Raw genomic sequence first — 25,980 nt, forward strand, 5'->3', positions numbered from 1 at the left:
TATTTAAAGCTGTTAAAGCACTTCCATAAATTATTGATATCATTAAATAAATAAAAAATTATTCAGCACTTAAAGGCACTCCCAATTTTATATTAACTGGCTGGCCATCACTTGTCGTATCCAAGACAAAGGAGCCATTAGAATACCTATCACCGAGCGGATAATCTTTAGTTGAAAGTTTTATGTGACGTTTACTTGTTGTTGTGATCAGCAAGGTATGTTCTTGACCATATGAAACAACAGCTGCAATACGGTGAGGCTTAGTTTTGAGTTCTCTTAAAACTAATAGCCCTCGTTTGGCACGAGATACTTTATTGACTAAGCCGGCTTTAAGCTGCTTGAATGCTCCCCTTTGAGTAATTATACCGACACGAATCAAGTCAAGATAATCAGGATTTATTACAACATATGAAACTACATAGTCGTCATCTTTTAAATTCACGGATTTTACTCCAAATGATTTGGCGCCTGATGCAGGAATTTCAGCTAAATTATAACGAACCGCATAAGCTTTATGCGTAAATAAAATGATTTCATTATTGCTATCAGGTTTTACTAAATCAACACGAACAATCCTACTGTCAGCTTTTTTCATTTTCATCGCAGTAATTGCGCGTGAACGATAAGTTCTAGTAGGCTGAAGATTACTTAGTTCCAATTGTTTTATATAACTATCATTAGTTGCCATTAAAAAGTTTAGTTTTTGATCTAATTGTTCAAAATCAAAGACACGAATGATATTTTCATCCCCGCTTAAGCCAATTTCTTGAGATAAGTGTTGGCCTGTTTCTTTCCACTTAGTTTCCACTAACTCATTTACTGGTCTATAAATGACATTACCGCGGTCAGTAAACAAGTATAGATTTGTTAACGTGGACAATGTCTTTTCAAAAACGACCTCATCCCCACTCGGCAAACCATTATCCTCATCATCACTTGACTGCCAGGAACGAAGAGACGATCTCTTCAAGTAACCATCACGACTGATTAAAACACGTACTTGCTCATCTGCCACTAGTGCTTTTTCATCAATTTGAATCTTAGCGGTTTCAGATGAAATTTCAGTGCGCCGCGGATTACCAAATTCTTTTTTGACTGTCGTTAATTCCTTAATTATCTCTTTATCTAAAGTCTTTTTATTAGACAAAAGTTCTTTAAAACGAGCTATTTTTTCGTTTAGTTCGCTTTGCTCTTTAACCAAAGCATCAACGTCAGTGTTAGTTAATCTATACAGCTGCAAAGAAACAATTGCTTCTGCTTGCCGGGCAGTAAACTTGAATTTATCTGAGATATTTTTCTTTGCTTCTGCTTTATTTTTAGATGCTCGAATTACCTTAATTACCTTGTCCAAAATATCCATGGCATGAATCAAACCCTGAATAATTTCCAGACGTTCTTCCGCTTTATTTAAATCAAACTTCGTCCTCTTGATTACTACATCTTTTTCATGTTCTAAGTAAGAAGACAATATATGCTTTAAACCAACTTGCATGGGAGTCATATGATCAATGGCAACCATATTAAAGTTATAGGAAACTTGCAATTCAGTATTCTTGAATAAATAATTCAGAATATTTTGTGCATCAGCACCCTTTTTTAACTCCACTACGATTGATAAACCATGACGGTCAGTTTCATCACGCACTTCCGCTATGCCATCAATCTCCCTGTTAAGACGAATTTCATCCATCTTTTTAACTAACAAAGCTTTATTAACAGCAAAAGGAATCTCAGTAATAACAATTTCTTCGCGATGGCCTCTAATTTCCTGAATTGAACTTTTTGCTCTTACCTGAATGCGTCCTCGACCCGTTTCATAGGCTTCACGTAATCCTTTTTGTCCTAAAACAATGGCACCTGTAGGAAAATCAGGGCCTTTAACAAAATGCATTAAATCATCAAGACTTGCATCAGGATTCTTTAACAAATAAATAGTAGCATCAATTACTTCTGCTAAGTTATGCGGTGGAATCTCGGTAGCGTAACCAGCCGAAATACCTGTAGAACCATTAACTAATAAATTAGGAAACCGAACTGGTAAAACCGTTGGCTCATACTCAGTATCATCGAAGTTCAAGACCATATTGACTGTATCTTTATCAATATCTTGTAACAACATATTGGAAATCTTGCTTAGACGTGATTCGGTATAACGCATTGCAGCGGGACCATCGCCATCCATTGAACCATTGTTACCGTGCATTTCAATTAGTGGTTCGCGCATTTTCCAGTCTTGAGAAAGGTGAACCAGGGCACCATAAATGGAACTGTCACCGTGGGGATGAAAATTACCCATGATATTACCCACCGCTTTAGCCGCCTTTTTGAATGGCTTGTCATATGTATTATTATCTTGAAACATAGCGTAAAGGATTCTTCTTTGCACTGGTTTCAAACCATCACGAATATCTGGCAAGGCACGCTCTTGGATAATATATTTGGAATATCTGCCAAATCGCTCACCCATGACTTGCTCAAGGGGCATTTCACGAATTCGTTCTTTTGTAGCCATTAATTAAAAACCTCTTTATTCATTTTCTTCTTCCAAAATTGAAGTATTATCCCCAAGTCTGAACTTAACGTTTTCTTCAATCCACTTTCGCCTTGCACCTGCTTTGTCACCCATTAATGTGGTCACACGACGCTCAGCCAAGGCAGCATCGTCAATTTTTACCCGAATAAGCAGCCTTGTTTGTGGATCCATTGTTGTTCGCCACAACTGTTCAGCATTCATCTCTCCCAGACCTTTGAACCGTTGTAAAGCATAACCACGACCCATTTTCTTTTCATCGGCAGCAAGCTCTTCGTCAGTCCAGGAATATTTTATCTGCGCCTTTTTGCCACGACCTTTTTGCAAGCGATAAAGAGGAGGCAAAGCAATATAAACTTTGCCATGCTCGATCATTGGTCTCATATAGCGGTAGAAAAAGGTTAATAATAAAATCTGGATATGGGCACCGTCATCATCGGCATCTGTCATGATGATTACTTTATCGTAATTGGAATCTTCTACTTTAAATTCAGCGCCTACACCGGCACCAATGGTGTAAATCATGGTGTTGATTTCTTCATTTTTAAATATATCTTGCAGTTTTGCTTTTTGGGTGTTTAAAACCTTTCCCCGTAATGGCAATATTGCCTGGAACTTACGGTCTCGTCCCTGCTTTGCGGAGCCGCCGGCAGAATCCCCTTCCACCAAGAAAAGCTCATTTCTTTTAGGATTACGTGATTGTGCCGGTGTTAGTTTACCAGACAGGACTTCTTTTTTACGACGCTTTTTGCCATTTCGGCTTTCGTTACGGGCTTTTTTGGCAGCTTCACGGGCATCTCTTGCTCTTTGTGCCTTTTTCACCAGCTCTTGCGCCAGTTCACCCTTTTCCATCAGGTAATAAGACATTTTTTCATAAACAATCGCGTCAACAACTGATCTAGCTTGAGGGGTACCCAGTTTACCCTTAGTCTGCCCTTCAAACTCCAGTAACTCTTCTGGAATTTTAACTGATAAAACAGCACTTAAACCCTCGCGATAATCGGAGCCGTCGATATTTTTGTCTTTTTTGCCTAACAATCCCTGCTTCTTAGCATAATCATTAAAAGCACGCGTAAAACCGGTCCTTGCACCTACTTCGTGAGTACCACCATCCGACGTACGCACGTTATTTACAAAAGAAACCAGGTTTTCTGAATAGCTGTCACTATACTGACCACTGAATTCAACTTCAATTTCGTCTTGTTTACCCGAAAAGTAAAAAATGTCGCTTAAAGAATCTTTACCTTCATTCAAATAGGAAACAAAAGCTTTAATACCTTCATCATACTTAAAATCATCATGATGTTGCGGTTCACGCTCATCTACTAAGACAAAGCGCACACCTTTAAGCAGAAAAGCCGACTCACGTATGCGTTCTTGAATAGTTTCATATTTATATTTAATAGTCGAGAAAATTTTTTCATCGGGTTTAAAAGTAATGGTGGTACCTGTAGGTTCCTTAGTTTTGCCTAAACGTTTTAAGGTACCAATAGGGTGTCCGCCATCTTTAAACTCTTCTTCGTAAGCGATCCCATCTCTGACTACCTTAACATCCATATAACTGGAAAGAGCATTAACGACAGAGGAACCTACTCCATGAAGTCCACCGGAAGTTTTGTAATTTTGTTCAGTAAACTTGCCACCGGCATGCAAGACAGTCAGGATAACTTCAATTGTGGGCTTGCCTGACTTATGCATACCTGTGGGCATCCCTCGACCAAAATCACGTACCGTCACACTGTTATCTTCATGAATCGTCACGTCAATTTCTTTACCAAATCCGGCCATTGCTTCATCTACTGAATTATCTACGATTTCATAAATAAGTTGATTAAGACCATGAACATCAGTTGATCCGATATACATACCCGGACGCTTGCGTACAGCTTCCAAGCCATGTAGAATCTGAATTGATGAGTCATCATAAGAATTTGTTTTTTTACTTGTTTTAGCCAAATAGACTCCTCCAGTTAAAAATCATTTATTATTTTCATCCTCATATTTTGTAAACTCTGATAAAATAGCATTAGACTTTAAGAGAGCAGGATATCAATGATAAACTTAAATTTAATTCTGATATTTATTCTAGCATATTTAATAGGTTCGTTTCCCACAGGCGTGATTGTCGGCAAGGTATTTTTTGCGGAAGATATTAGAAACTATGGCTCTGGCAATATCGGAACTACTAACTCTTTTCGCGTTTTTGGACCACTTGCAGGTAGCCTGGTCTTAATTGTTGATGTTCTCAAGGGAACATTAGCCACAAATTTACCCAGAATTTTCCATATTAATGCTCCTAAATATTTTTTGTTAATTTCAGGAGGCTTAGCAATTCTGGGACACACATTCTCCATCTTTCTCAAATTTAAAGGTGGCAAAGCCGTAGCAACCAGTGCTGGACTTTTTTTAGGCTACAACCTTAAATTCTTTGGTGTCTGTGCCCTTATTTTCTTGCCATTGGTTTTTATCACGTCTTATGTCAGCCTGTCCAGTTTAATTGCCGTAGTCTTAATATTCATTGTAACCTTCTTTTTTCATGATGTTTTTCTGGAGCTAATTGTGGGCTGCATCATGATCATCTTATTTATCCGTCACAGAAGCAATATTAAACGATTATTGCATCACCAGGAGAATATCATTCCTTTTGGATTATGGTACTGGTATAAGAAAAAGCATCATAAATTATAATTACATATCAGATAAAATGGCTAGCAATTTCAGCTAGCTATTTTATTATAATCATAAGAACATTTGTTCGCAAGAATTATTTTTGGTGAAATTAATAAGAACTGTAAAAAAGGAAGCCCGAGAGCTTCCTTTTTTAGTTTACTGATTAAAGCTTATTCATCTTGATCATGAAAGGCCATACTAAAGCCAGCAGTAAAAGTATCACCAGCTTCAAGGTGATTCATGCCATATTTGTCTTCCAATTTTTGATTAGTATCAGTGCGATCTGCAATGCCCCACCATGGTTCAATACAAACATAATCAGCGGTTTTGGGGTATTGGGACCACACACCTACAAAGGGCGCATCCCTCAGCCAAACGTTGACATGAAAATTGTTGGCATCCGTTCTTAAAGATACCCGGTTGTCATGACCCCGCATTTGAAAAATCAAAGCATCATCTTTAAACAGATGATCACTAAGGGTAATCAAACTATTGGTTGAAGCCAGCGAACGATTGGGCCAGTCTAAAAATGCTCCTTTAAGAGGAATACGAACGCGAGCACGAGAAGGTTTAGTACTAAAGTAAAAATCTTCCTTAGACAAGGTCTTGCTAGTAGGGATGTTAAAACCGGGATGTCCCCCAATACCAAAAATCATTGCGCCATCTGACTTATTAACGACTGAGAAATTTTCTTCCAGCAAATTATTAAGCAAGTTATAGTTCACACGCAACTCAAATTTGAACGGGTAAACTTCTCTGGTTTTGGCAGAATCCGTCAGCAAAAAAGTAATGCTTTCGTCCGTATGTCGCTCAACTTTAAACTCTGAATCTCGCGCAAAACCATGCTGAGTTAAGTGATAGGTTTTGCCCTGATAAGTATATTCATCATTTTTAAGTTTCCCCACAATGGGAAAAAGTACGGGAGCATGTCTTTGCCAAACTTCAGGATCAGCCTGCCAAATATATTCGTATCCGCTATGTAAACTTTTCACACTTTGCACTTCAGCACCCTTACTGGCAATTTCAACCTGTAAGATGCTATTTTTAATAGTGTAATTCATGCTTAATCATCACCTTTGTTAAAGAATGAACTTAGTTAAATCTTTATTTGTTATTATATCACTAAGTTTTTCGTTAACGTATGCCTCAGTTACTGTAATTTCGCCCATAGACATATCTGGACCCTCATACAAAACATCTTCCAGCAACTTTTCAAGAATTGTTGACAATCTTCTAGCACCAATGTTGTCAGTTCCCTGGTTTACGTCATAAGCAATTTGAGCAATCCGATCAACTGCTTCTTGTGTAAAGACTAATTTGATTCCGTCAGCTTTCATTAAGGCGACATATTGTTCTAAAAGTGAATCTTCTGGATCCTTGAGAATTTTAACAAAATCGTCTTTAGATAAGGCATTAAGTTCAACCCTAATTGGAAAACGACCTTGCAATTCGGGAATTAAATCGCTTGGTTTGGATTCAGAAAAAGCTCCAGCTGCAATAAAGAGTATGTGATCTGTTGCTACAGGACCATATTTAGTTTGAACCGTCGAGCCCTCTACAATTGGCAAAATATCTCTTTGCACACCTTCGCGTGATACTTCACCTGAAGTTTTCTTATTGCCGGCAGTAATTTTATCGATTTCATCAATGAAAATAATGCCGTTATTTGCCGTACGCTCAATAGCTTTTTGATAAACGGAATCATAATCAATCATCTTGCGAGATTCTTGTTGAATTAATACTTCCCGGGCATCTTTAACTGCCAGGGTACGTTTAATTTTCTTTTTAGGAACCAAATCATTAAGCATTGAGCTCATATCAATTCCCATTTGTCCCATCATGTCACCCATGGGATTGACTTTGGGAGCTTGTTCAACTTCGATAGTGACCTCCCGATTTTCCAGTAAACCTTTACTTAATTGCTCTGAAACAGTAAGACGCTCATTGCGGACATCATCGGTTATTTCTTCCTGGTCTGCTTCAGAAGACTGATCATTGTTTTGACCTCCTGACATGATCATTGACATCATATCTTGCCATTCCTGCATCTGATTTTTTCTTTTATCTTTTTTGATTCCGGGAACAAGCAGACGTACTAAAATTTTGTTGGCCTCTTTAGTTGCCTGAGCACGAACACGATCAAATTGGTCTTTTTCTTCCATGCGCACTGCTTCATTTACCAAATCGCGCACCATTGACTCAACATCACGACCGACATAACCAACTTCAGTAAATTTTGTTGCTTCCACTTTGACAAATGGCGCATTAACAATCGCTGCTAATCTTCTGGCGATTTCTGTTTTACCAACACCAGTGGGCCCCGCCATTAACAGGTTTTTAGGTGTGATATCTTCTTGCATTTTCTTAGGCAGCTGCATTCTGCGATAACGATTATAAAGAGCCACTGCAACTGCTTTTTTAGCTTCATCTTGGCCTATAATGTATTCATTAAGTAAATTAACAATTTGCTTTGGTGTTTTCGTTTCCATATTGTTTATCTGCCTCGTTTTTTACAATTCGTCAGTGATAATCTGGTTATCAGTAAAGATATCAATTCCGGAAGCAATTTCAACAGCTTCATGAGCAATTTCACTGGCACTCATATTGGACGAATGTCTAGTCATTGCGATGGCTGCAGCCTGAGCAAAGTTGCCACCAGAACCGATCGCAACCACATTTTCATCTGGTTCGAGCACTTCACCATTGCCGGAAATTAATAAAAGGTCCTTTTCGTTAAAAGCAATGAGCATGGCCTCCAGTTTTTGCAGGGTGGCGTCTTTTCGCCATGCCTGTGCCATTTCCACAGCAGCCCTGCGCAAATCGCCCCCAAAAGCTTCCAATTTACCTTCAAGCATATCTTGCAGACTGACTGCATCGGCTACGCCACCAGCAAAACCAATTACAACCTGGTCGTGATAAATACGTCTAATCTTTTTAGCTGTAGCTTTGGCGATTACTTTTTCACCTAAGGTTACCTGACCATCTCCCGCAATTGCGGTTTTTCCATTAAATTTGACTGAACATATTGTTGTCATTTTTTTGCCTCATCTTTCTTATCATTGCGAGTAAAGTACTTTTCATAATTTGCCTGTAAGTGGCTCATAGTCACATGTGTATATATTTGGGTAGTTGATAAATTATCATGACCTAAAAGTTCTTGTACACTGCGTAAATCTGCACCGTTATTCAACATTGCCGTAGCAAATGAATGGCGCAATTCGTGCGGGTGTACCTTACCATTAATGCCAGCCTTATTAAAAACCCTTTGCATAATATACTCGATGCCACGATCCGTTAATGGTTTGCCTTTATTATTTAAAAAGACATAATCTGAACTATCATCACCTTTTACAAGTTGATCACGACTGTTTCCCAAATAATTAACCAAAGCCGCTTTAGTTTTATCATCAAACGCAACGTACCTGTCTTTATTACCTTTACCGTGTACCAGAATTATCTTTAAATCTAAATCTACTTGCTTTCTTGTTAAGTTGCTTACTTCGCTAACCCTCATCCCAGTAGTATAAAACAATTCAATTAATGCTAAATTACGTAAAGTCAAGGGTTCATTCCCACTTAAAGAGTCAAATACCTGCTTCATTTCTGGTGCATAAAAAAACTGGGGTAACTTTCGTTCTTTAGTGCGCAAAACAATTGTTTGCGTTGGATCTATTTTAACAATTTTTCGTCTAGTTAAAAAGTGATAAAACGACCTGAGGCTAGACATTTTACGCGACTGCGTCGAGCGCGCTAAATTGCGTTCTGTTAAGTTTTGTAAAAAAATTTCAACATCACGTCTGTCTATTTTTGTCCAACCATTAAAGCCGCCATTTTCTTGCCAAAATTTTTCAGCCTCAAGCAAATCTGTTTGATAAGCCTTTATTGTTTTAGAACTATACTGTCTTTCATTACGCAAATAGGATGTGAACAGGTTTAGCAGCTCATCTTTTTTAGCGTCCATTATTGCAGCACTTCCAGTTGAAATTCCTTCAAACATTCTAAGCCGCGTTGACTAATCTTTAAGTGACGCTCTTTCTTATTGCGCACTTTAGGACCTTCAAGTCCTGGAATTAATGCAAAACTGGCATTCATAGGTTGAAAATGCTTAATGTCAGCAGTAGTTACGTAATTAGCCATTGATCCTAAAGCTGTTTGTTTAGGAAAAGCAACCGGTTCTTGGCCAATTGCTCTTCTAGCAGCGTTAATCCCAGAAACCAGGCCACTGCCAGCACTTTCAACATATCCTTCAACTCCAGTCACTTGTCCTGCAAAGAATAGACCTGGTTGCTTTTTGGTTTCATATGCGGCAGATAATACCGCTGGAGAAGCCATGTAAGTATTGCGATGCATTTTGCCGTATCTGATAAAACGAGCATGAGCCAGACCTGGAATCATGCCAAAAACTCGCTTTTGTTCACCATATTTTAGATGAGTCTGGAAGCCAACGACGTTATACATTGAAGCTACAGCATTATCTTGTCTAAGCTGAACAACAGCGTAGGGAGTCTTTCCAGTAGCTGGATTTTCTAGTCCTACAGGTTTAAGAGGACCAAAAAGCATAGTTTTCATACCTCTTTGAGCCATAACTTCAATCGGCATACAGCCCTCAAAAACGTCACTGTTTTCAAAGCTGTGAACTTCTGCAGTCTCCGCATTAACCAATTCCCGAGCAAATTTTTCATATTCTTCCTTTGTCATAGGACAATTTAGATATGCAGCTTCACCTTTGTCATAACGAGATTTCTTATAAACGATATCCATATCAATCGAATCGGCAGCAATTATAGGTGCCGCTGCGTCAAAAAAGTGCAGACTTTCATTACCTGAAAACTTCTGTATCTCTTCGGCCAGTTTATCACTAGTCAATGGACCCGTAGCAATAATTGCAATTCGATCGGTTGGAATCTGGGTAATCTCTTCAGTATGAAAATTAATATTTGGCAGTGCGTGTAGCTTATTTGTGACATAGTCACTGAATTGAGTTCTATCAACTGCTAATGCTCCACCAGCAGGTACCTGGGAATGGTCAGCAGCTGTCATAATCAGTGAATCAAGCTGACGCATTTCTTCTTTTAATAAACCTACAGCATTAGATAACTGATTTGAACGCATTGAATTCGTGCACACCAGTTCAGCCAGCCGATCTGTTTTATGCGCCGGGGTCATTTTTTTAGGGCGCATTTCGTATAAATCGACAGTGATACCACGTTTTGCAAGTTGCCAGGCTGCCTCACTTCCGGCCAAGCCGCCACCAATTACAGTTACTCTTTCTGGCATATGATCATATTCCTTTACTAAAATTATTTTACTTTATATACAAGAATATCATCAAATCATGACTGATCTGATGATATTAACATAAATTTAACTTTCTACAGTATCTTTTTCAGCACTCGTTTCTTCTTTATAATCGCCATTTGGACAAAGAACAACAGGTCCTTTTTTATTTCGTTTTTCAACTAGAAAATGACCACAGTTAGGGCAATTTCGGTTAATAGGCTTGTCCCAAGAAACAAAGTCACAATCAGGATAACGGGAACAGCCATAGAACTTGCGGTTACGTTTTGATTTTTTCTCAATCACGTCACCTTTGCCACATTTTGGACAAATAACGCCAACCTTTTTTACAATTGCCTTTGTATTGCGACAATCCGGAAAACGTGAACAGGCGTAAAATTTACCATAGCGTCCCATTTTAATAACCATCGGCGCCCCACAGATATCACAATTAAAACCAGCAGGTTCATCTTTAATCTGCACCTTTTTGATATCAGCATCGGCTTTATCTAGTTCTTTTTTAAAGGGATGGTAATAATCATCAATTACTTTGACCCAATTTTTCTTGCCCTCTTCAATACCGTCGAGATCATTTTCTAGTTGCGCTGTGAAGTCAATGTTGACAATATCCGGGAAAAATTTCTCAATTAAATTGTCTACAATTTCTCCCAGTTCAGTTGGGACAATTGATTTACCATCCAATTTGACATAATAACGACGTTGAATCGTATCAATAGTTGGTGCATAGGTCGAAGGACGACCAACACCATTTTCCTCAAGCGAATGAACTAAGCTGGCCTCCGTGTATCTGGCAGGTGGCATAGTAAAATGTTGTTTATTATCAGATTTGGCTAATTTAACCATATCTCCGTCATTTAATTCAGGTAATTCAACATTTTTTTCCTGTTGATTATCATAAACTTTAGTAAAGCCGGCAAATTTCATTTTTGAGCCCGTAGTTCTGAATATCACTCCATTTTGCGTAATATCTGCTCTTACTGTGTCGTAAACAGCGGGAGTCATTTCACTGGCCAAAAATCTAGACCAAATCAACTTATACAAACGATATTGTTCAGTAGTTAAAACAGACTTGAGAGACTCTGGGGTGCGATAAACACTAGTTGGCCTAATAGCTTCATGGGCATCTTGAGCATCCTCTTGATTTTTAAAATGGCGTGCTCCTTTGGCAGCATATTCTTTACCATAATTTTCATTTAAAAATTTAGATGCTTCGGCTTGAGCAACTGGGGATGTGCGTTTGGAATCAGTTCTCATATAGGTGATCAAACCAACAGTTCCCTGTTTGCCTAAACTAATCCCTTCATACAGTTGCTGCGCAATACTCATTGTTCTGCGGGTGCGATAATTTAAGCGTTTATTTGCTTCCTGCTGCATCGTTGAAGTTGTAAAGGGAGCGGCAGGCTGCCGCCTGCGCTCACGTTTAACCACATTTTCGACTTGAAAGCTTTTCTTTTTATCAATTTTAGCCAAAACTTTTTGGACAGAATCATTATCGGATAAATCCGTCTTTTTGCCATTAATACCCCAAAACTGGCCATTGAAAGTCTTTTTTAATTTCTTAAATTCTGCCTCAATTGTCCAATATTCCTGTGGCTTAAAGTTTTTGATCTCTTTTTCGCGATCAATGACCAATTTTAATGCGACTGATTGAACACGTCCGGCACTCAGTCCTTTTTTGACCTTTTCCCACAAAATTGGCGAAAGCGAGTAACCAACGATTCTGTCTAAAATACGGCGGGCCTGCTGTGCATTGACAGTGTCCATGTCGATTGTTCTTGGGTTTTTAAAGCTGTTTTTGACAGCGTCCTTTGTTACCTCATTAAAGGTAACGCGATTTTTATCTTTTTGATCTAAATTGAGCACATGAGCAACATGCCAGGCAATTGCTTCACCTTCACGGTCCGGGTCAGACGCCAAATAAACATCTTTGGCTTTTTTAGCTTCCGACTTAAGTTCCTTAATAGTGTCGCCCTTACCTCTAATAGAAATATATTTTGGCTTATAATTATTATCAAAATCAATTCCCATTTGCGACTTTGGCAAGTCACGAATATGACCTTTAGAAGCAATTACACGATAATTACGTCCTAAATATTTTTCAATTGTTTTAGCCTTAGCCGGAGACTCAACTATTACTAGTGTCTTCTTACGTTTCTTTGGCTTTGATTTAGTAGGCATCAAAAGCCTCCTCATTAAATTCTTTTTTTAAATACTCATTTGAGAATAGAATATTTAACTACTAATTGTCAAATCTTTCAAGTTGCAAATCAAAATCAGTGATCGGATAAGCACCTGCTTGAATTAGTTTATTGGGTCCTTGAGATAGTTCACTGGTAATAGGACCAGGTAAAGCATAAATGTCCCGATTTTCTTGTAGAGCTATGTTTGCTGTAATTAGAGAGCCTGACTTCTGCTTTGCCTCAGTAACAATTACACTTTCAGCTATCCCAGCCAAAATTCTGTTTCGCTGGGGAAATCTATAAGGCTTTGGTGGAGTATCAGGCAAATATTCACTCACTAATAAGCCTTTTTGAGCAATTTCTTCTTGCACCTGATGATTTATCTGCGGATAAAAATGGTTTAAACCATTGCCCACCACTGCAATTGTTTGACCATTAAATTTCAGTGCTGCCTTATGTGCCATAACGTCCACACCTTTAGCCAGTCCACTGGCAATAATAAAATCATCTTTTATTAGATTGGGCACAAGTTTATTCAAAACTACTCTGCTATAATTAGTGGCTTGACGGGAGCCGACAATTGTTATGATTTTTTGTTGAAGTAGTTCCCGATTCCCCTGTAAAAATAAAATTAAAGGTGGCTGGTATATTTGTCGTAGTTTTTCGGGATATTCTGCGTCAAAAAAGCTAATAACCCGACATTGCTTTTCTATTCTTCTGATCATTTTATCCGCATATCTGTCATTATAAGCATTCAGACAGACATTTATCAAATTACTGGTCAAATTCAAGTTTTTAATAGTTTGAATATCAATATCAGCAACTTGCAATTGACTAGCAACTTGTAACATCTTAACATATCCAATACCTTTTTGTAATTTTAAGCGCAAAAGAAAATTGGTAATCTTCATAAAAAACCTCCTAAATACAAATACGTAAAAAGGAGGAATATTTTTTATTTATAAAAAGAATTCACTGGTGCAAAAGTTTTACGATGAATTGGCGTTGGTCCATATTTTGCCAGTGCTTGAAGATGAGCTTGAGTGCCATAGCCAGCATTTTCATCAAAATGATACTCGGGATAAATTTTGGCATAGTCTGCCATCAAGTTATCCCTGAATACTTTGGCAACAATTGAAGCAGCAGCAATTGAATTTGATTTAGCGTCACCTTTTATTAACCGAACCTGCGGCAATTTAACCGGTACTTGCATAGCATCAACAAGCAAAGCATCAGGCTTAACGTCTAAATTCTTTACAGCCTCAGCCATTGCCAAACGATCTGCTTCATAAATATTTATTTCATCAATCACTTGCGGACTTTTTAAGCCGATTGCCACACTAACTGCTTCCTTTAAAATTAAGGGATATAATTCTTGGCGGCGACTGGCGCTTAATTTTTTAGAGTCATTGACATCAGTCAAATCAAAGCTGTCATCAATGATTACGGCGGCTGTCACAACAGGACCGGCTAACGGTCCTCTGCCGACTTCATCTACCCCTGCAACAATCTCTTTTTTTGCCCAAAAAGTTTTTTCATAGGCAAATCTTTTTATGAATGCGGCTTTTTTCTTGGCTAATTTTTGCTGACGATTATGATAACTTAGTAAGAGCTTTTGGACACCCACACGAGTATCATTTTCTAAAATACTCAAATCTTCATTATTGAGTGAGCCCTGTGCCAGTAATTTTTTTATTTCACCAATTGTCATAATCGATCCAAAGTAATCCTTCCCACTTTTCCTTTACGCAATCTTTGCAATAAATACATAGAAAACCGATCATAATCGTCACGCATACCATATTCTTCCGTTAGTCCCAGTAACAGATCAGTATCATTAATGTGTTGAATTTCTTCTTTGGAAGTTCTAGCAAACTTGCTTAAATCATTTAAATAGTGTTTACGTAAATTTGCTAATAAAAATAAGGCAACATCATCAGCGCTGAAAACAGTATCCTTAATTGCTCCAAGTGCCGCAAGCTTTAATCCGACTGTTTGATCTTCGAATTTAGGCCACAGAATGCCGGGAGTATCTAAAATCTGAATGTTATCGGCTGTTTTGAGCCAATTTTGCCCTTTGGTTACGCCTGGCTTATTACCAACCTGAGTCACATTGCGACCAACAAGACGGTTAATAATTGTGGACTTGCCACAATTGGGAATTCCAGCTATTGCAACTCTGATGACAGGACTAGTTGCACCTTTTTGTTGTAATTTTTTAATTTTCGCTGCAGCAGCTTTTTTGATCATCTTCACTAGCACTTGCATATTGGTATTATGAAGAGAATCCAGAGCCATCACAAACTTTCCTTTAGTGGTAAACTTTTTCTGCCACCTTTTAGTCATCACTGGATCTGCCAAATCAGCTTTATTTAAAATAATTAAATGCGGTTTGTCACCTACAAGTTTTTCGATCATCGGATTGCGTGACGATTGAGGAATACGTGCATCTAAAACTTCTATAATGACATCAATTAAATTCATTTTATCTTCAAGCTGATTCCGCGCTTTGTTCATATGCCCGGGATACCACTGAATATTAACCATTTTTTGCCTTTCTTACGTGAAAAGGGCCCCATAGCACCTAGGAGCCCTAATTTAATACGTCATCTTTTCACGATACATTTGATATGCTTTGTCAAAAATGCTCATGCTTGGTAAATAGCCAGCATTAAGTTCAAGATAATCAGATAATTTTTCATAATTTTGCTCTTGCTTAGGAAAAGTCTGATCATTTTGTGCATTGTTTGCAAACTGCGCAACTTCATCATTTGAATCAGCATTGCGCTGAGTCATTAGATAGCGATAAAAGCTTTCTCTATATGCCAATTTTTACTCCGTATAATACAAAACTGCATAAGCACCCATCCCTGCATGCGTTGCAATAATAGGACTGGTTTCTCGCACTAAAACGTCAATTTTGGAATTAATATCTTTAATTTTTTGGGCAAAATCGAGTAGCTTTTGCGGTGTGCTGCCTGTTGCAACGTATGAGATACCAACTTCCTTAATTTTTTCTTTGTTGGCCTCAATTTCATCTAAAATGCGCTTATCAAAAGCTAAAGAAAATTTTTTGCCTCTGCCCTTTTTAGCAATTTTCAAATGACCATTCGGCATCTGCAATTCAATGTGTATATTAAGCATGTTGACAATTTTACCAGCCAAAGGACCTAGGCGTCCACCTTTAACCACATTTTCTAAATTGACAATAAGTAAATGCAAACGCTGAGTTTTTTTAATTTTTTCAATATGAGCCAAAATTTCAGGAATACTTTTGCCAGCGGCAATATCTCGCGCGGCTGCCAAAACCTGAAATCCTTCAGAACGATCAGTTAATTCAGAGTCAACTATATGTACCAGATCTGATTTACCAGTTAGCTTAACTGCCTGACGAGCCGCATCAATTGTGCCGCTTAATACCTTCGCCAAAAATATGCCAATGACTTCGCTACCATCTTTAGTTAACTCATTAATCGTATCAACCATGGTTCCTATAGGTGGTTGACTCGTAGTTGGCAACTTTTTAGATTCACTCATTTTTTGGACAAATTGCTGTCTGGTTATTTCCACTCCGTCAAGATAAGTATCACCATCGATTGTGACCGATAAAGGCACAACGGTGATATGATATTTTTTTATTTCTTCCGGTGTTAATTGCGCGGAAGAATCAGTCAAAATTTTTATTTCTGACAACGTACTCGCCCTCAATTCTGATTTGATGTTCTCATTTATGATAGAATGTGAACTGTATTAATTATAATTATTATAGCAAAAAAACTAGTAAAAAAAAGAAAGCGAACAAACTGTTTCATAATGAAATTGCAAAAAATTTGGCAGGAACCTGCGCAGAGATCAAAAACATATTACTTAGTAGATAACATTCTTAGTGCTGTCACGCATGGAATTGGCTTTTGCCTAGCAGTTGCAGGATTAGTGCTACTAATTATTAAAGCCGTTTCAACTCATAGTCCCCTGAGAATTGTTACATTTACTATTTATGGTTCATGTTTGCTGCTGCTTTATCTTTTCTCTACACTTTTTCATAGTCTCATCTTCACTCGAGCCCGCAATGTTTTCCAAATTTTTGATCATTCATCAATTTTTTTGCTGATTGCAGGATCATACACTCCCTTTTCCCTGGTAGCGATTGGTGGCAAATGGGGCATAATGTTGTTTACTCTAGTTTGGCTAATTGCAATATTTGGTATCATTTACTACATTTTTAACCGAGGTAAACATGTCATATTAGATACTATTTTATATGTAGCCATGGGTTGGCTAGTAATTTTAGCTGGTAACCATTTGTATGTTCGGCTCAGTCCTGTTGGATTTTGGCTTTTAGTTAGCGGCGGTGTAGCTTATACGGTAGGTGCCCTATTGTATACAATGAAAAGAATTCCCTTTATTCACGTAATTTGGCACCTATTTGTCATTTTAGGCTCAACTTTAATGTTTTTCTCTGTGCTATTCTACGTCTAGGTTAATCTATTTGCTGCAAATAGTCTTGAATATCATCCTCAGAGTTGTTTAACTCACCTGCAATAACTTTTTGCTTAATTTGATTGAGGATTTGGCCCAATTTCGGACCAGGTTTTATACCGTTTGCAATTAAAAATTGTCCGTCAACAGCTAATTCTGACATTGACTTGATTGGCAAAGCAGTATAGCGGTCGACCAATGCTTCGGAATTGACTGGCTGTCCTAAAATATGCGCCACATCTATTGTGTTTAGCAAGATTTCCTTGCCAGCATTAAACAGTTCAAGATCAGAAGGCGATTTCTCAGAAATCAAATCAAACAGAGCCACAATTTTTCTAACTTTTTCTGTCATAGCATTTGAATTTTTCCAATCACGCATGAAACGAGCTATTTGGTCATCTGAAATTTTTAACAAAATAATAATTATAGACCATAGGCTAGTTTCCATACTGGGATTAAATTTCAATTTTGGATATATTGCCAATAAATCACTTTTACCAGCAAAATCTGGCACACTTTCACTTAATTTAGTTTGTAAAAAGATTTTGAAGGCATCCCGGGAATTTATTCCAGTACCCATTTTGACAAATTCATCACGAATTCTTTCGACTGAAATCTTGGACAATAACTGATGTAAGTCACTTACTGCTTCTTTAGTTTGAGATTCAATATCAAAATTAAGCTGACTCATGAAGCGGACTGCTCTCATCATACGTAAAGCATCTTCATGAAATCTTTTCATAGGATCTCCTACTGCTTTAATAAGGTGCTTTTGCAAATCCCCTAATCCATTAAAAAGATCGATTACTTCACCGGTTCTATTCATTGCCAATGCATTGATGGTAAAATCGCGCCTTTTCAAATCTTCAGCCAGATTTTGCACAAAAGTGACATGATCCGGTCTGCGAAAGTCTTGGTAGCCTGATTCTGTTCTAAACGTGGTAATTTCATAACTAGCGCCATCATTTAAAACAGTAACTGTACCATGTTTAATTCCCGTATCGATAGTTTTGGGAAAGAGTCTTTTTACTTCTTCTGGATATGCGCTACTAGCAATATCAATGTCATGAATGGGTCTGTTTAAAATCAAATCACGGATTGACCCTCCAACAAAATAAGCTTCATAGCCAGCTTGTTCTAATTGCTTAAGCACTGGAAACGCGGCTGTAAAAATCGGTGGTAAATTATTTATTTTTAACATTATTTTATCAACTCATTTATCTGTGTTTTTATTTTTAATTTGTGGTAGTTTTAAAGTACTAATTTAAAGGAAAAGTTCTATTATGCAAAAAAACAACAAAAGAATTATTTTTGAACTTATAATGATTATGATTGGCTGTGGCATTTATGGCCTCAGTCTTGACATGATCTCAGTGCCAAACCAGCTCACAGATGGTGGCATTAGTGGCATTACTTTGCTTTTGAGACACTTCTGGGGCATTAATATGGGCCTGTCATCTCTGTTATTAAATATCCCTTTAATTATTTTGGGCTATCGTTTCATGGGGAAAAGACTCTTAGCCTATACTATCTGGGGAACCTTATGGCTGTCATTTTTCTTATGGTTCTGGCGCTTAATTCCTATTATATATCAATTGAACTTAGAACACGACCTCTTCTTATCCGCGATACTTGCCGGAACACTTTCTGGTCTTGGTCTGGGCCTGGTTTTTCGATATAACGGCACTTCCGGAGGGACAGACATCATTGCCCGCATTATGCAAATGAAATATGGCATGTCTTCTGGCAAAGTTTTATTGTTCTGTGACACGATTATTTTATTGTCATCTCTATCATATTTAGACCTTAAGCATATTATGTATACCCTGGTAGCTGCATTCATTCTTTCCAGGGTGATGGATGCAGTGCAACAAGGAGCCTATTCTGCACGTGGCTTAATTATTATTTCGGATAATTATCAGCAAATAGCCAAAATGATAGACCTTAAATTAGACCGAGGCTTTACTTATTTTGAAGCTCGCGGTGGTTATAAAAAAACTAAGCGCCCTGTAATCTATCTGGTAGTTTCTCCACGAGAAATTCCATTAGTAAAAGAGTTAATAGCTGCAGAAGACCCTCAGGCTTTTGTAAGCGTCATTGAAGTACATGAAGTCTTAGGAGAGGGTTTTACTTATAAGCAAAAAAGCCATCATCTTTTGATTAGAAAATAATTTTTAACTTCAAGCTAATTCAGTGAGAGCTAGTAAAAAACAACAGGCTAATAAACCTATAATGATCTATTAGCCTGTTAAATTTTTAAATAGTGAAATTTGAACAAAAGTAAGAGATATTTTTTATCTGCTAACTGCTTGTGTACTTCCCATTATGTCCGTAATTCATCATATAAATCCTGCATTTCAGTATCTTCGGGTTCAAGTTTCAAATACGAATTTAGTAACTCACTGACAATCTCTTTAGCATTCGGTTCAGTATTAAAAAAGCGTATCATTTGCTTTAAAAAAGTACTATTGTTTTTAAATTCAGGATATGCCAGTAAAAATTCACTTTTGGCTTTTGCGCTCTGGTCTAAATTTTGGTAAGAAAGAGCTAAATTCCAATGAACTTGCGGCTCTAAATCTTCATCGTCAACTTTAGCAAAAAGAGCAATATTTTCTTCATTCTTATTTTCTTTAACATAAAGATTAGACAACTGGATGCGTAAGTCAAAACTTTCAGGAATATTTTTAATCCCCTTTTTTAGCAAGTTTTCAGCAGTATCTAATTCGTTTAGTTTAATTGCTGCTTGTGCACCCTTTTTGTATAAAACTGGATCTAGTTCATTGTAGGCAAGACCGGCCTGAGCAGAACGTAATTCCTGTTCATTATTGTTCTTGTGCTCGTATGCTGTAGTTAGCAAGCGGTACGCATTTACATAATCGGGACTCTGATCAATTACCTCATTTAAGTATTTAATTGCCTGATCGTCTTTATGTAAAGTTAACATAACTAATGCAGCCTGATATTTACTATCAATATCGAGAATATCATTGCCATTTTTAGAAATGATTTCGCCGGCTTCTTCATAACGTCCTAATTTTGCAAGAGTTTGAAAAAGGCGATCATTTAAATTCACTTCACTAAAGGTTTTATGTCGTTTTATTAAATCTTGGTATCTATTAAGAGCCCGTTCATAGTTACCACTAAGATAATCCAGTTCAGCTAAACCAAACTTGACGACATCCTCATCTGGGGCAATTTTTTCTGCTTCTAACAGTTTTTGATAGGCCGTCTCAACCAATCCATTGGTTTGATAATAATCGGCTTGAACTAATAGGCTGTCAAGATAAGAGGAAGAATCAGGAGCAATATTATAGAGCAAAGTTAGACCATCATCATCTTTGCCATCATTTAATAAAATCTCAGCTAAATAAATTTTAAATAGATCCTCTTGGGGAAAGCGTGCAATTAAGCTGCGATATATTTCTTTAGCTAAATCAGAAAAACCCAATCCCACTAAATTTTCAGCTAATGATGCTAAAATTTCAGGTTTATCATTCTCCAAAGCCTTTTTTAATAATATTTTTTCTTGAGAAAAGTCCTGCTGCTCAATTGCATCAAGAAGCTGTTCAGAGTAGCTCATTCTCATTCCTCCATTTTTTTGATCTAAGTATGCCAATCATTGTGGCAATTAATCATTATTAAATGATAACACAAAAAAAGATGATAGCGAATTAGCCACCATCTTTTTAGATAAAACTATTAAGCTATTTAACAGCTTCTTTAAGAGCTTTACCAGGTCTAAATGCTGGCACAACACTTGCTGGAATTTGAATTTCTTTGCCAGTTTGTGGATTACGTCCTTTACGGGCTGCACGCTTACGCACTTCAAAAGTTCCGAAACCAATTAATTGTACTTTTTTGCCTTTAGAAAGGTCATCTTGAATAGAACTAAAAATTGCATCAACAGCTGTAGCCGCATCTTTTTTGGTTAACTTAGTTTTTGATGCAACTTCAGTGACTAATTCTGCTTTATTTGCCATTGGGAATTCACCTCCTGAAACTTGAACCTTACTTTAAGATTCCTGATTAGTTCCTCAAATAAGGAACAAGGAATAAATGATTATTCAAATCACTATTTCCTTGATTTCAAAATAGCACAAAACCCTTGATACAACAAGCAATTTAATCTAAAAATGTGATTTTTATGCATTTGGTAGATACAAACTATTTTCTTTTTCGTGCAATTATCTTAATTGGGGTGCCCGTAAAATCAAAATTTTCCCGTAACTGATTGATCAAAAAGCGTTGATAAGAAAAATGCATTAATTCAGGATCATTTACGAAAACTACAAATGTTGGCGGATTAGTAGACACTTGGGTCATATAATAAACCCGCAATCTTTTACCTTTAATCATTGGTGTAGGCACCAATTTGCTTGCTTCTAATAGGAGATCATTTAATACACTGGACTTAATTCTCTGTTGTTGATTTCGATAAACTGTTTGTACTAGTTTCGGAATCTTTTCTATATTTTGACCAGTTTTAGCCGAGACAAACAAGATTGGAGCATAATCAAGATACTGAAATTCAGTTCGAATAGTTTCTTCAAAGTCTTTGCCACTATTGCTGGTTTTCTTTGGTAAGTCCCATTTATTAACCAAAATAATAAGGCCGCGTCCAGCATCATGAGCATAGCCGGCAACATGTTTATCCTGTTCCCTGATACCTGTACTGGCATCAAGAACCAAGCAGACAACATCAGAATGTTCAATTGCCCCCATCGCTCTCATTACTGAATATTTTTCAGTTTTTTCATAAACTTTTCCTCGCCGTCTGATACCTGCCGTATCTACAATTCTGAATTTTGTGCCGTCTTTAGTTTTAAACGGTGTGTCGACAGCATCTCGGGTGGTTCCTTCTTCGTTATTAACGATCACCCTTTTCTCGCCTACCAAACGATTAACAATTGAAGATTTACCTACATTGGGCCTACCAATAACACTAAATGATATCTGCTCATTATCGTTCACGCTCATATCTTTAGGCAAGCTAGCTACTATTTGATCAAGTAGATCTCCAATACCCGTTCCATGTACACTGGAAATTGGGATTGGATCACCAAAACCTAAACTGTAAAAGTCATAAATGTCCATGCGTTGTTCAGGATTATCTGCTTTGTTAACTGCTAAAATCACTGGCTTTTTAGTTTGATAAAGCATTTGAGCTATCCGTTCATCAAGATTAGTAACATGATTAGTAACATTAGTTAAAAAAACAATGACATCAGCTTCTTCAATCGCTATTTCTGCTTGCGCCCTGATTTCTTCTTCAATATTACTATTTGCCCATGTAATTCCGCCAGTATCTATTAGATCAAACTTATGTCCTAGCCACTCAGCTGGAGCATAATTTCGGTCTCTGGTTACACCTGGTTTATCTTCTACTATTGCTAAACGTTGATTAATAATACGGTTGAAAAGCGTTGATTTACCAACATTAGGCTGTCCTACAATTGCAACTACGGGTAAAACCATTTTTCAGCCTCCTTTTACAAATAAAAAAACCGACTCAAAAGTCGGCTTTTTTTATTAAATTAACGACGATCCTTTAATTGGTCACCAATGATGTCACCTAAAGCAAAGCCACTGTCATCATTATTCATATACTTCTTGTTAACAGAATTGTGATTATAAGAATTACGTGAACGATTTCCTTCATTTTCAGAATTCTTAGGTTCAGCAGCTTTCATAGAAAGTGAAATGCGATGTTCATTAGGGTCAATATTTAAAACTTTAACTTTAACTTTTTGACCAACTTTTAAAACATCACTTGGCTTGTCTACGTGTTTATATGATATTTCTGAAACATGAACTAAACCTTGAATACCATCAGCAACTTCAACAAAAGCGCCAAAGTTAGTTAAAGACTTAACTTCACCTTCAAACACATCACCTTCGTGTAAGTCAGCTGTAGCTTGTTCGAATGGAGAAGGTTCGGTCTGCTTAATTGAAAGGGAGATGCGATGTCTATCATCATCAATACCTATTACTTTAACTTTTACATCTTGGCCAGCCTTTAAAACATCGCTTGGCTTGTCAACATGTTTATATGAAATCTCGGAGATATGAACTAAACCGTCCACGCCGCCTACATCAACAAAAGCGCCAAAGTTAGTTAGACGAGAAACTTTACCTTCAACAACATCACCCACAACTAGTTGTGATGCAACCTTATCAAAAGCTTCTTCACGTTCTTCTTCAATCAAGTCTTTATGAGAAAGGATTAAACGATTCTTACTTGGATCAATCTCTGTAATCTTAAGTTTCATTGTTTTACCAATGAATGGCTTAAGGTCTGAAACGTAACGATTTGAAATTAATGAAGCAGGCAAAAATCCTCTTGTGCCTACATCAACTAATAAACCGCCACGAACAGAAGAGGTTACCGTACCTTCGATTGTTTTGCCTTCTTCAAAGTCTTTTTGCAACTCGTCGTAAGCTTCTCTTTCCTTTAAACGAGTAACTGAAAAGAAAAATTCACCATTTTCCTTATCACCGCCAGCTTTTCTTAAGACTAAAGCTTTGAGTTTATCACCTGGCTTAACTGCCTCACGTAGGTCAACGTTGCGATCCGAAGTGTATTCACGACGCGGAATTACACCTTCAATACCGGCATTTTCAACACCAACATCGATTTGACCTTCTTCAACGTCTAATACTTCAACATCTACAATATCTCCGACCTCAACTCCTTGCATTTGCTTTAATGCATCTAAAAATTGATTACTGTTTTCTGACATTATTTACCTCCCAATATCATACTCTAATTCTAAATGAAAGTTTGATATTTTTCTACTGTTTTATATTCTTTTTTATAGTTTTTTTTGACTTTTTTTAATTTCAGATAAAATTGCCTCGACGACCTGATCAATACTCATAGAAGTTGTGTCTATTTCAACTGCATCCTGTGCTTTTTTTAAAGGTGAAATTTGACGGTGTGAATCCTTGTAATCTCTTTCTGAAATGTCGTGCTCAATTTCTTCAAGAGTTTGACTGGTTTCAATCCCTCTTTCCTTAAAATCGAGCATTCTTCTCTCAGCGCGAGAGTGAACTGAAGCAACCAAAAAGATTTTAACTGCAGCGTGAGGTAAAACAGTAGTGCCAATATCACGGCCATCCATCACCACATTCATTTCACCAGCCATTTGCCTTTGGAGACTAACCATTTTTTCCCTGATGCCGGCTAATGCTGAAACTTGAGACACATTAGCTGAAATTTCAGGAGTACGTATTGCTTGAGTTATATCTTTATTACCGGCATATATTTTCTGCTGGCCATTGTTAAACTTAAATTCAATCTTTTCATGGTCAATTGCAGTCAAAATTCCCTTTTCATCACCATATTTAATGTTATTTTCTCGTGCAATCCAAGTCGATGCTCGATACATTGCGCCAGTATCAATATATGTAAAATTAAGCTTATGGGCAATAATTTTTGCTACAGTACTTTTTCCAGCTGAAGCTGGACCATCAATTGCTATTTGCATTCCAATAAAAAAGGGACCTAAGTCCCAATCCTTTCTAAATTATCTGATTCGTAAAGTTTGTCCTGTATCAACCTGACTATTAGGATCGAGTTGGTTCAATTCTGCTAAATGACCAACTGAAATGTTAAAGTGCTGGGCAATACTAGTCAAAGAATCCCCGTCTTGTACGACATATTGTTTAATCGTAACGCGTTTCTTTTTAGGCTTAGTTGGAGTTTTTTTGGATGATTTCGGCTTCGGCTTAGCCTTGGCTTTAATTTCTTTGTTTTTTACAGGCGCAACCTTAGCTTTTGTCTTAGTATGTGCTTTTTTGCTAGTCTTACGTACTTCGACTACTTTTTCATGTGAATTATTGTTTGCTGCCAAATGATGAACCACAGGCACAAGACTAATAAGAACAACTATAATCAGTATTATCAAAGCAATCCAGCCTTTTGATACAGAAGAATAAGTTTCTACTCTTGGCTTTTGTGGACGCTCATAGTGCTGATATGGTCCCTTAGGGTAATTATTCATCTAAAAAACCTCCTTACCTAACCTGTTTAATTTTAGCATATTTAACATTTAAGTGGACAAAAAAATCGGTCATTTACTAGACCGATTTGCAATATTTTAAAATTTAGTTTTTAAGATTGAAATTTTTTCTGACAAAAGGTTTGAAAGTTCTTAAAACGGTTTCAAACAGCAAATAAACTACAACACCGTTAATAGTTCCTTTTAACAAATTAAACGGGACTATTATGCCAAAAATGTATGCGCTCATTGAAGGAATATGCAATAATTTACCCAAGTAAACTTTTTCAGTAAAAGAAAGCAAACCAGAATATCCATGGATTGCCGGCAGGTTTGGCACAGTAGTTACTGCATAAAACGGTGTCAAAACTAATGCATTTAGTACGGATAGCACGAAGGCCATTGCTAAAATACCGAGAACAATACCTACAATTGGTTTTAAATATTTTTTAGAAAAATTTTTCTCATCTTTGCTAATATTTTTTGTTAAATAATAAAATGGCAAAGCAAAAGATATTGATGCCAGAAAAGCCGCAGACTGACCCACTAAACTAGGTAAAGCAAAACCTTTATAAATTAAATTAATCAGCATTCTGACAAAAGCAATAAAGATACCAGGTCCAGGCCCGAATAAAAATGTCCCAATAGTGATTACGACATCCGAGAAGTCAAATTTTAAAAAACTAGTTATTGGCAATGGTATCTCCAATAGCATTAATACATAGGCAATTGTACCAATTAAAGTATAAGCCAATATATTTACCAAATTATTTCTGCTTTTTTTTTGCAAAATTCTTACCTCCAAAAAACTCGGTCTGTTGCT

At 37.1% G+C, this 25,980-nt stretch carries 24 protein-coding genes; 3 read left to right on the forward strand and 21 right to left on the reverse strand.

Annotation, left to right across the window (positions count from 1 at the left end):
- Positions 1-58 precede the first annotated feature (58 nt).
- Positions 59-2,512: a DNA topoisomerase IV subunit A gene (gene parC / locus AAA926_RS01785; protein WP_198179268.1), complete on the reverse strand. Its 2,454-nt coding sequence runs from the start codon at positions 2,510-2,512 to the stop codon at positions 59-61.
- 15 nt (positions 2,513-2,527) lie between these two features.
- Entirely contained in the window at positions 2,528-4,486 is a 1,959-nt protein-coding gene (gene parE, locus AAA926_RS01790; protein WP_198179269.1) for a DNA topoisomerase IV subunit B, read from the reverse strand.
- Positions 4,487-4,582: 96 nt separating this feature from the next.
- On the opposite strand from parE, the gene plsY reads away from it, so the two are divergent.
- Complete coding sequence (gene plsY / locus AAA926_RS01795) at positions 4,583-5,218, forward strand: glycerol-3-phosphate 1-O-acyltransferase PlsY (RefSeq protein ID WP_198179270.1); 636 nt, start codon at positions 4,583-4,585, stop codon at positions 5,216-5,218.
- 152 nt (positions 5,219-5,370) lie between these two features.
- On the opposite strand, the gene AAA926_RS01800 is transcribed toward plsY, so the two are convergent.
- The 11 genes from AAA926_RS01800 to AAA926_RS01850 form a co-directional block, all read right to left on the reverse strand.
- Positions 5,371-6,261 carry an aldose 1-epimerase family protein gene (locus AAA926_RS01800; protein ID WP_198179271.1) on the reverse strand — a complete coding sequence of 297 codons (891 nt, stop codon included), beginning with the start codon at positions 6,259-6,261 and terminating at the stop codon, positions 5,371-5,373.
- An 18-nt stretch (positions 6,262-6,279) separates the two neighbouring features.
- Positions 6,280-7,689, reverse strand: a complete 1,410-nt coding sequence (gene hslU / locus AAA926_RS01805; protein WP_198179272.1) for an ATP-dependent protease ATPase subunit HslU — start codon at positions 7,687-7,689, stop codon at positions 6,280-6,282.
- Positions 7,690-7,710: 21 nt separating this feature from the next.
- Positions 7,711-8,235, reverse strand: a complete 525-nt coding sequence (gene hslV, locus AAA926_RS01810; protein ID WP_046332086.1) for an HslVU peptidase proteolytic subunit — start codon at positions 8,233-8,235, stop codon at positions 7,711-7,713.
- A complete protein-coding gene (xerC, locus tag AAA926_RS01815) occupies positions 8,232-9,161 on the reverse strand; it encodes a tyrosine recombinase XerC (protein WP_198179580.1) in 930 nt (309 codons plus the stop codon). Before xerC ends, hslV begins: the two co-directional genes overlap by 4 nt.
- On the reverse strand, positions 9,161-10,477 hold the full coding sequence (trmFO, locus tag AAA926_RS01820; protein WP_198179274.1) for a methylenetetrahydrofolate--tRNA-(uracil(54)-C(5))-methyltransferase (FADH(2)-oxidizing) TrmFO: 1,317 nt from the start codon (positions 10,475-10,477) through the stop codon (positions 9,161-9,163). Before trmFO ends, xerC begins: the two co-directional genes overlap by 1 nt.
- 87 nt (positions 10,478-10,564) lie before the next feature.
- Positions 10,565-12,676: a type I DNA topoisomerase gene (topA, locus tag AAA926_RS01825; protein WP_198179276.1), complete on the reverse strand. Its 2,112-nt coding sequence runs from the start codon at positions 12,674-12,676 to the stop codon at positions 10,565-10,567.
- A gap of 61 nt (positions 12,677-12,737) precedes the next feature.
- Entirely contained in the window at positions 12,738-13,589 is an 852-nt protein-coding gene (gene dprA / locus AAA926_RS01830) for a DNA-processing protein DprA (protein ID WP_198179278.1), read from the reverse strand.
- Positions 13,590-13,633: 44 nt separating this feature from the next.
- The gene (rnhB, locus tag AAA926_RS01835; RefSeq protein ID WP_198179280.1) at positions 13,634-14,389 is read right to left on the reverse strand and encodes a ribonuclease HII; all 756 of its coding nucleotides are present in this window, start codon (positions 14,387-14,389) and stop codon (positions 13,634-13,636) included.
- Positions 14,386-15,225 (reverse strand): ribosome biogenesis GTPase YlqF, encoded by an 840-nt coding sequence (ylqF, locus tag AAA926_RS01840; RefSeq protein ID WP_198179282.1) that lies wholly within the window; start codon positions 15,223-15,225, stop codon positions 14,386-14,388. The genes rnhB and ylqF overlap by 4 nt, the downstream gene beginning before the upstream one ends.
- A 51-nt stretch (positions 15,226-15,276) precedes the next feature.
- Entirely contained in the window at positions 15,277-15,507 is a 231-nt protein-coding gene (locus tag AAA926_RS01845; RefSeq protein ID WP_046324806.1) for a YozE family protein, read from the reverse strand.
- Positions 15,508-15,510: 3 nt separating this feature from the next.
- On the reverse strand, positions 15,511-16,371 hold the full coding sequence (locus tag AAA926_RS01850; protein WP_034979218.1) for a DegV family protein: 861 nt from the start codon (positions 16,369-16,371) through the stop codon (positions 15,511-15,513).
- A gap of 120 nt (positions 16,372-16,491) precedes the next feature.
- Here AAA926_RS01850 and trhA point away from each other — a divergent pair, with 120 nt between their 5' ends.
- Complete coding sequence (gene trhA / locus AAA926_RS01855) at positions 16,492-17,157, forward strand: PAQR family membrane homeostasis protein TrhA (RefSeq protein ID WP_198179284.1); 666 nt, start codon at positions 16,492-16,494, stop codon at positions 17,155-17,157.
- A gap of 1 nt (position 17,158) precedes the next feature.
- Here the strand turns inward: trhA and AAA926_RS01860 are convergent, their stop codons facing one another.
- Positions 17,159-18,358 carry a CCA tRNA nucleotidyltransferase gene (locus AAA926_RS01860; protein ID WP_198179286.1) on the reverse strand — a complete coding sequence of 400 codons (1,200 nt, stop codon included), beginning with the start codon at positions 18,356-18,358 and terminating at the stop codon, positions 17,159-17,161.
- An 82-nt stretch (positions 18,359-18,440) separates the two neighbouring features.
- Here AAA926_RS01860 and AAA926_RS01865 point away from each other — a divergent pair, with 82 nt between their 5' ends.
- Positions 18,441-19,328 (forward strand): YitT family protein, encoded by an 888-nt coding sequence (locus AAA926_RS01865; RefSeq protein ID WP_198179288.1) that lies wholly within the window; start codon positions 18,441-18,443, stop codon positions 19,326-19,328.
- 152 nt (positions 19,329-19,480) lie between these two features.
- Here the strand turns inward: AAA926_RS01865 and AAA926_RS01870 are convergent, their stop codons facing one another.
- The 7 genes from AAA926_RS01870 to AAA926_RS01900 form a co-directional block, all read right to left on the reverse strand.
- On the reverse strand, positions 19,481-20,737 hold the full coding sequence (locus tag AAA926_RS01870) for a tetratricopeptide repeat protein (protein WP_198179290.1): 1,257 nt from the start codon (positions 20,735-20,737) through the stop codon (positions 19,481-19,483).
- A 124-nt stretch (positions 20,738-20,861) separates the two neighbouring features.
- The gene (hbs, locus tag AAA926_RS01875) at positions 20,862-21,137 is read right to left on the reverse strand and encodes a non-specific DNA-binding protein Hbs (protein ID WP_198179292.1); all 276 of its coding nucleotides are present in this window, start codon (positions 21,135-21,137) and stop codon (positions 20,862-20,864) included.
- 184 nt (positions 21,138-21,321) lie between these two features.
- The gene (gene der / locus AAA926_RS01880) at positions 21,322-22,632 is read right to left on the reverse strand and encodes a ribosome biogenesis GTPase Der (protein ID WP_198179294.1); all 1,311 of its coding nucleotides are present in this window, start codon (positions 22,630-22,632) and stop codon (positions 21,322-21,324) included.
- 59 nt (positions 22,633-22,691) lie between these two features.
- Positions 22,692-23,897: a 30S ribosomal protein S1 gene (gene rpsA, locus AAA926_RS01885; RefSeq protein WP_046332073.1), complete on the reverse strand. Its 1,206-nt coding sequence runs from the start codon at positions 23,895-23,897 to the stop codon at positions 22,692-22,694.
- A 72-nt stretch (positions 23,898-23,969) separates the two neighbouring features.
- Complete coding sequence (cmk, locus tag AAA926_RS01890; RefSeq protein WP_198179296.1) at positions 23,970-24,644, reverse strand: (d)CMP kinase; 675 nt, start codon at positions 24,642-24,644, stop codon at positions 23,970-23,972.
- A gap of 39 nt (positions 24,645-24,683) precedes the next feature.
- Positions 24,684-25,160 carry a LysM peptidoglycan-binding domain-containing protein gene (locus AAA926_RS01895; protein ID WP_198179298.1) on the reverse strand — a complete coding sequence of 159 codons (477 nt, stop codon included), beginning with the start codon at positions 25,158-25,160 and terminating at the stop codon, positions 24,684-24,686.
- Between the two features lie 103 nt (positions 25,161-25,263).
- Positions 25,264-25,950, reverse strand: coding sequence for an ECF transporter S component (locus AAA926_RS01900; protein WP_198179581.1), 687 nt, complete (start codon positions 25,948-25,950; stop codon positions 25,264-25,266).
- Positions 25,951-25,980: the final 30 nt, after the last annotated feature.

The sequence above is a fragment of the Lactobacillus juensis genome (genome assembly GCF_036246285.1).
GTDB classification, from domain to species: domain Bacteria; phylum Bacillota; class Bacilli; order Lactobacillales; family Lactobacillaceae; genus Lactobacillus; species Lactobacillus juensis.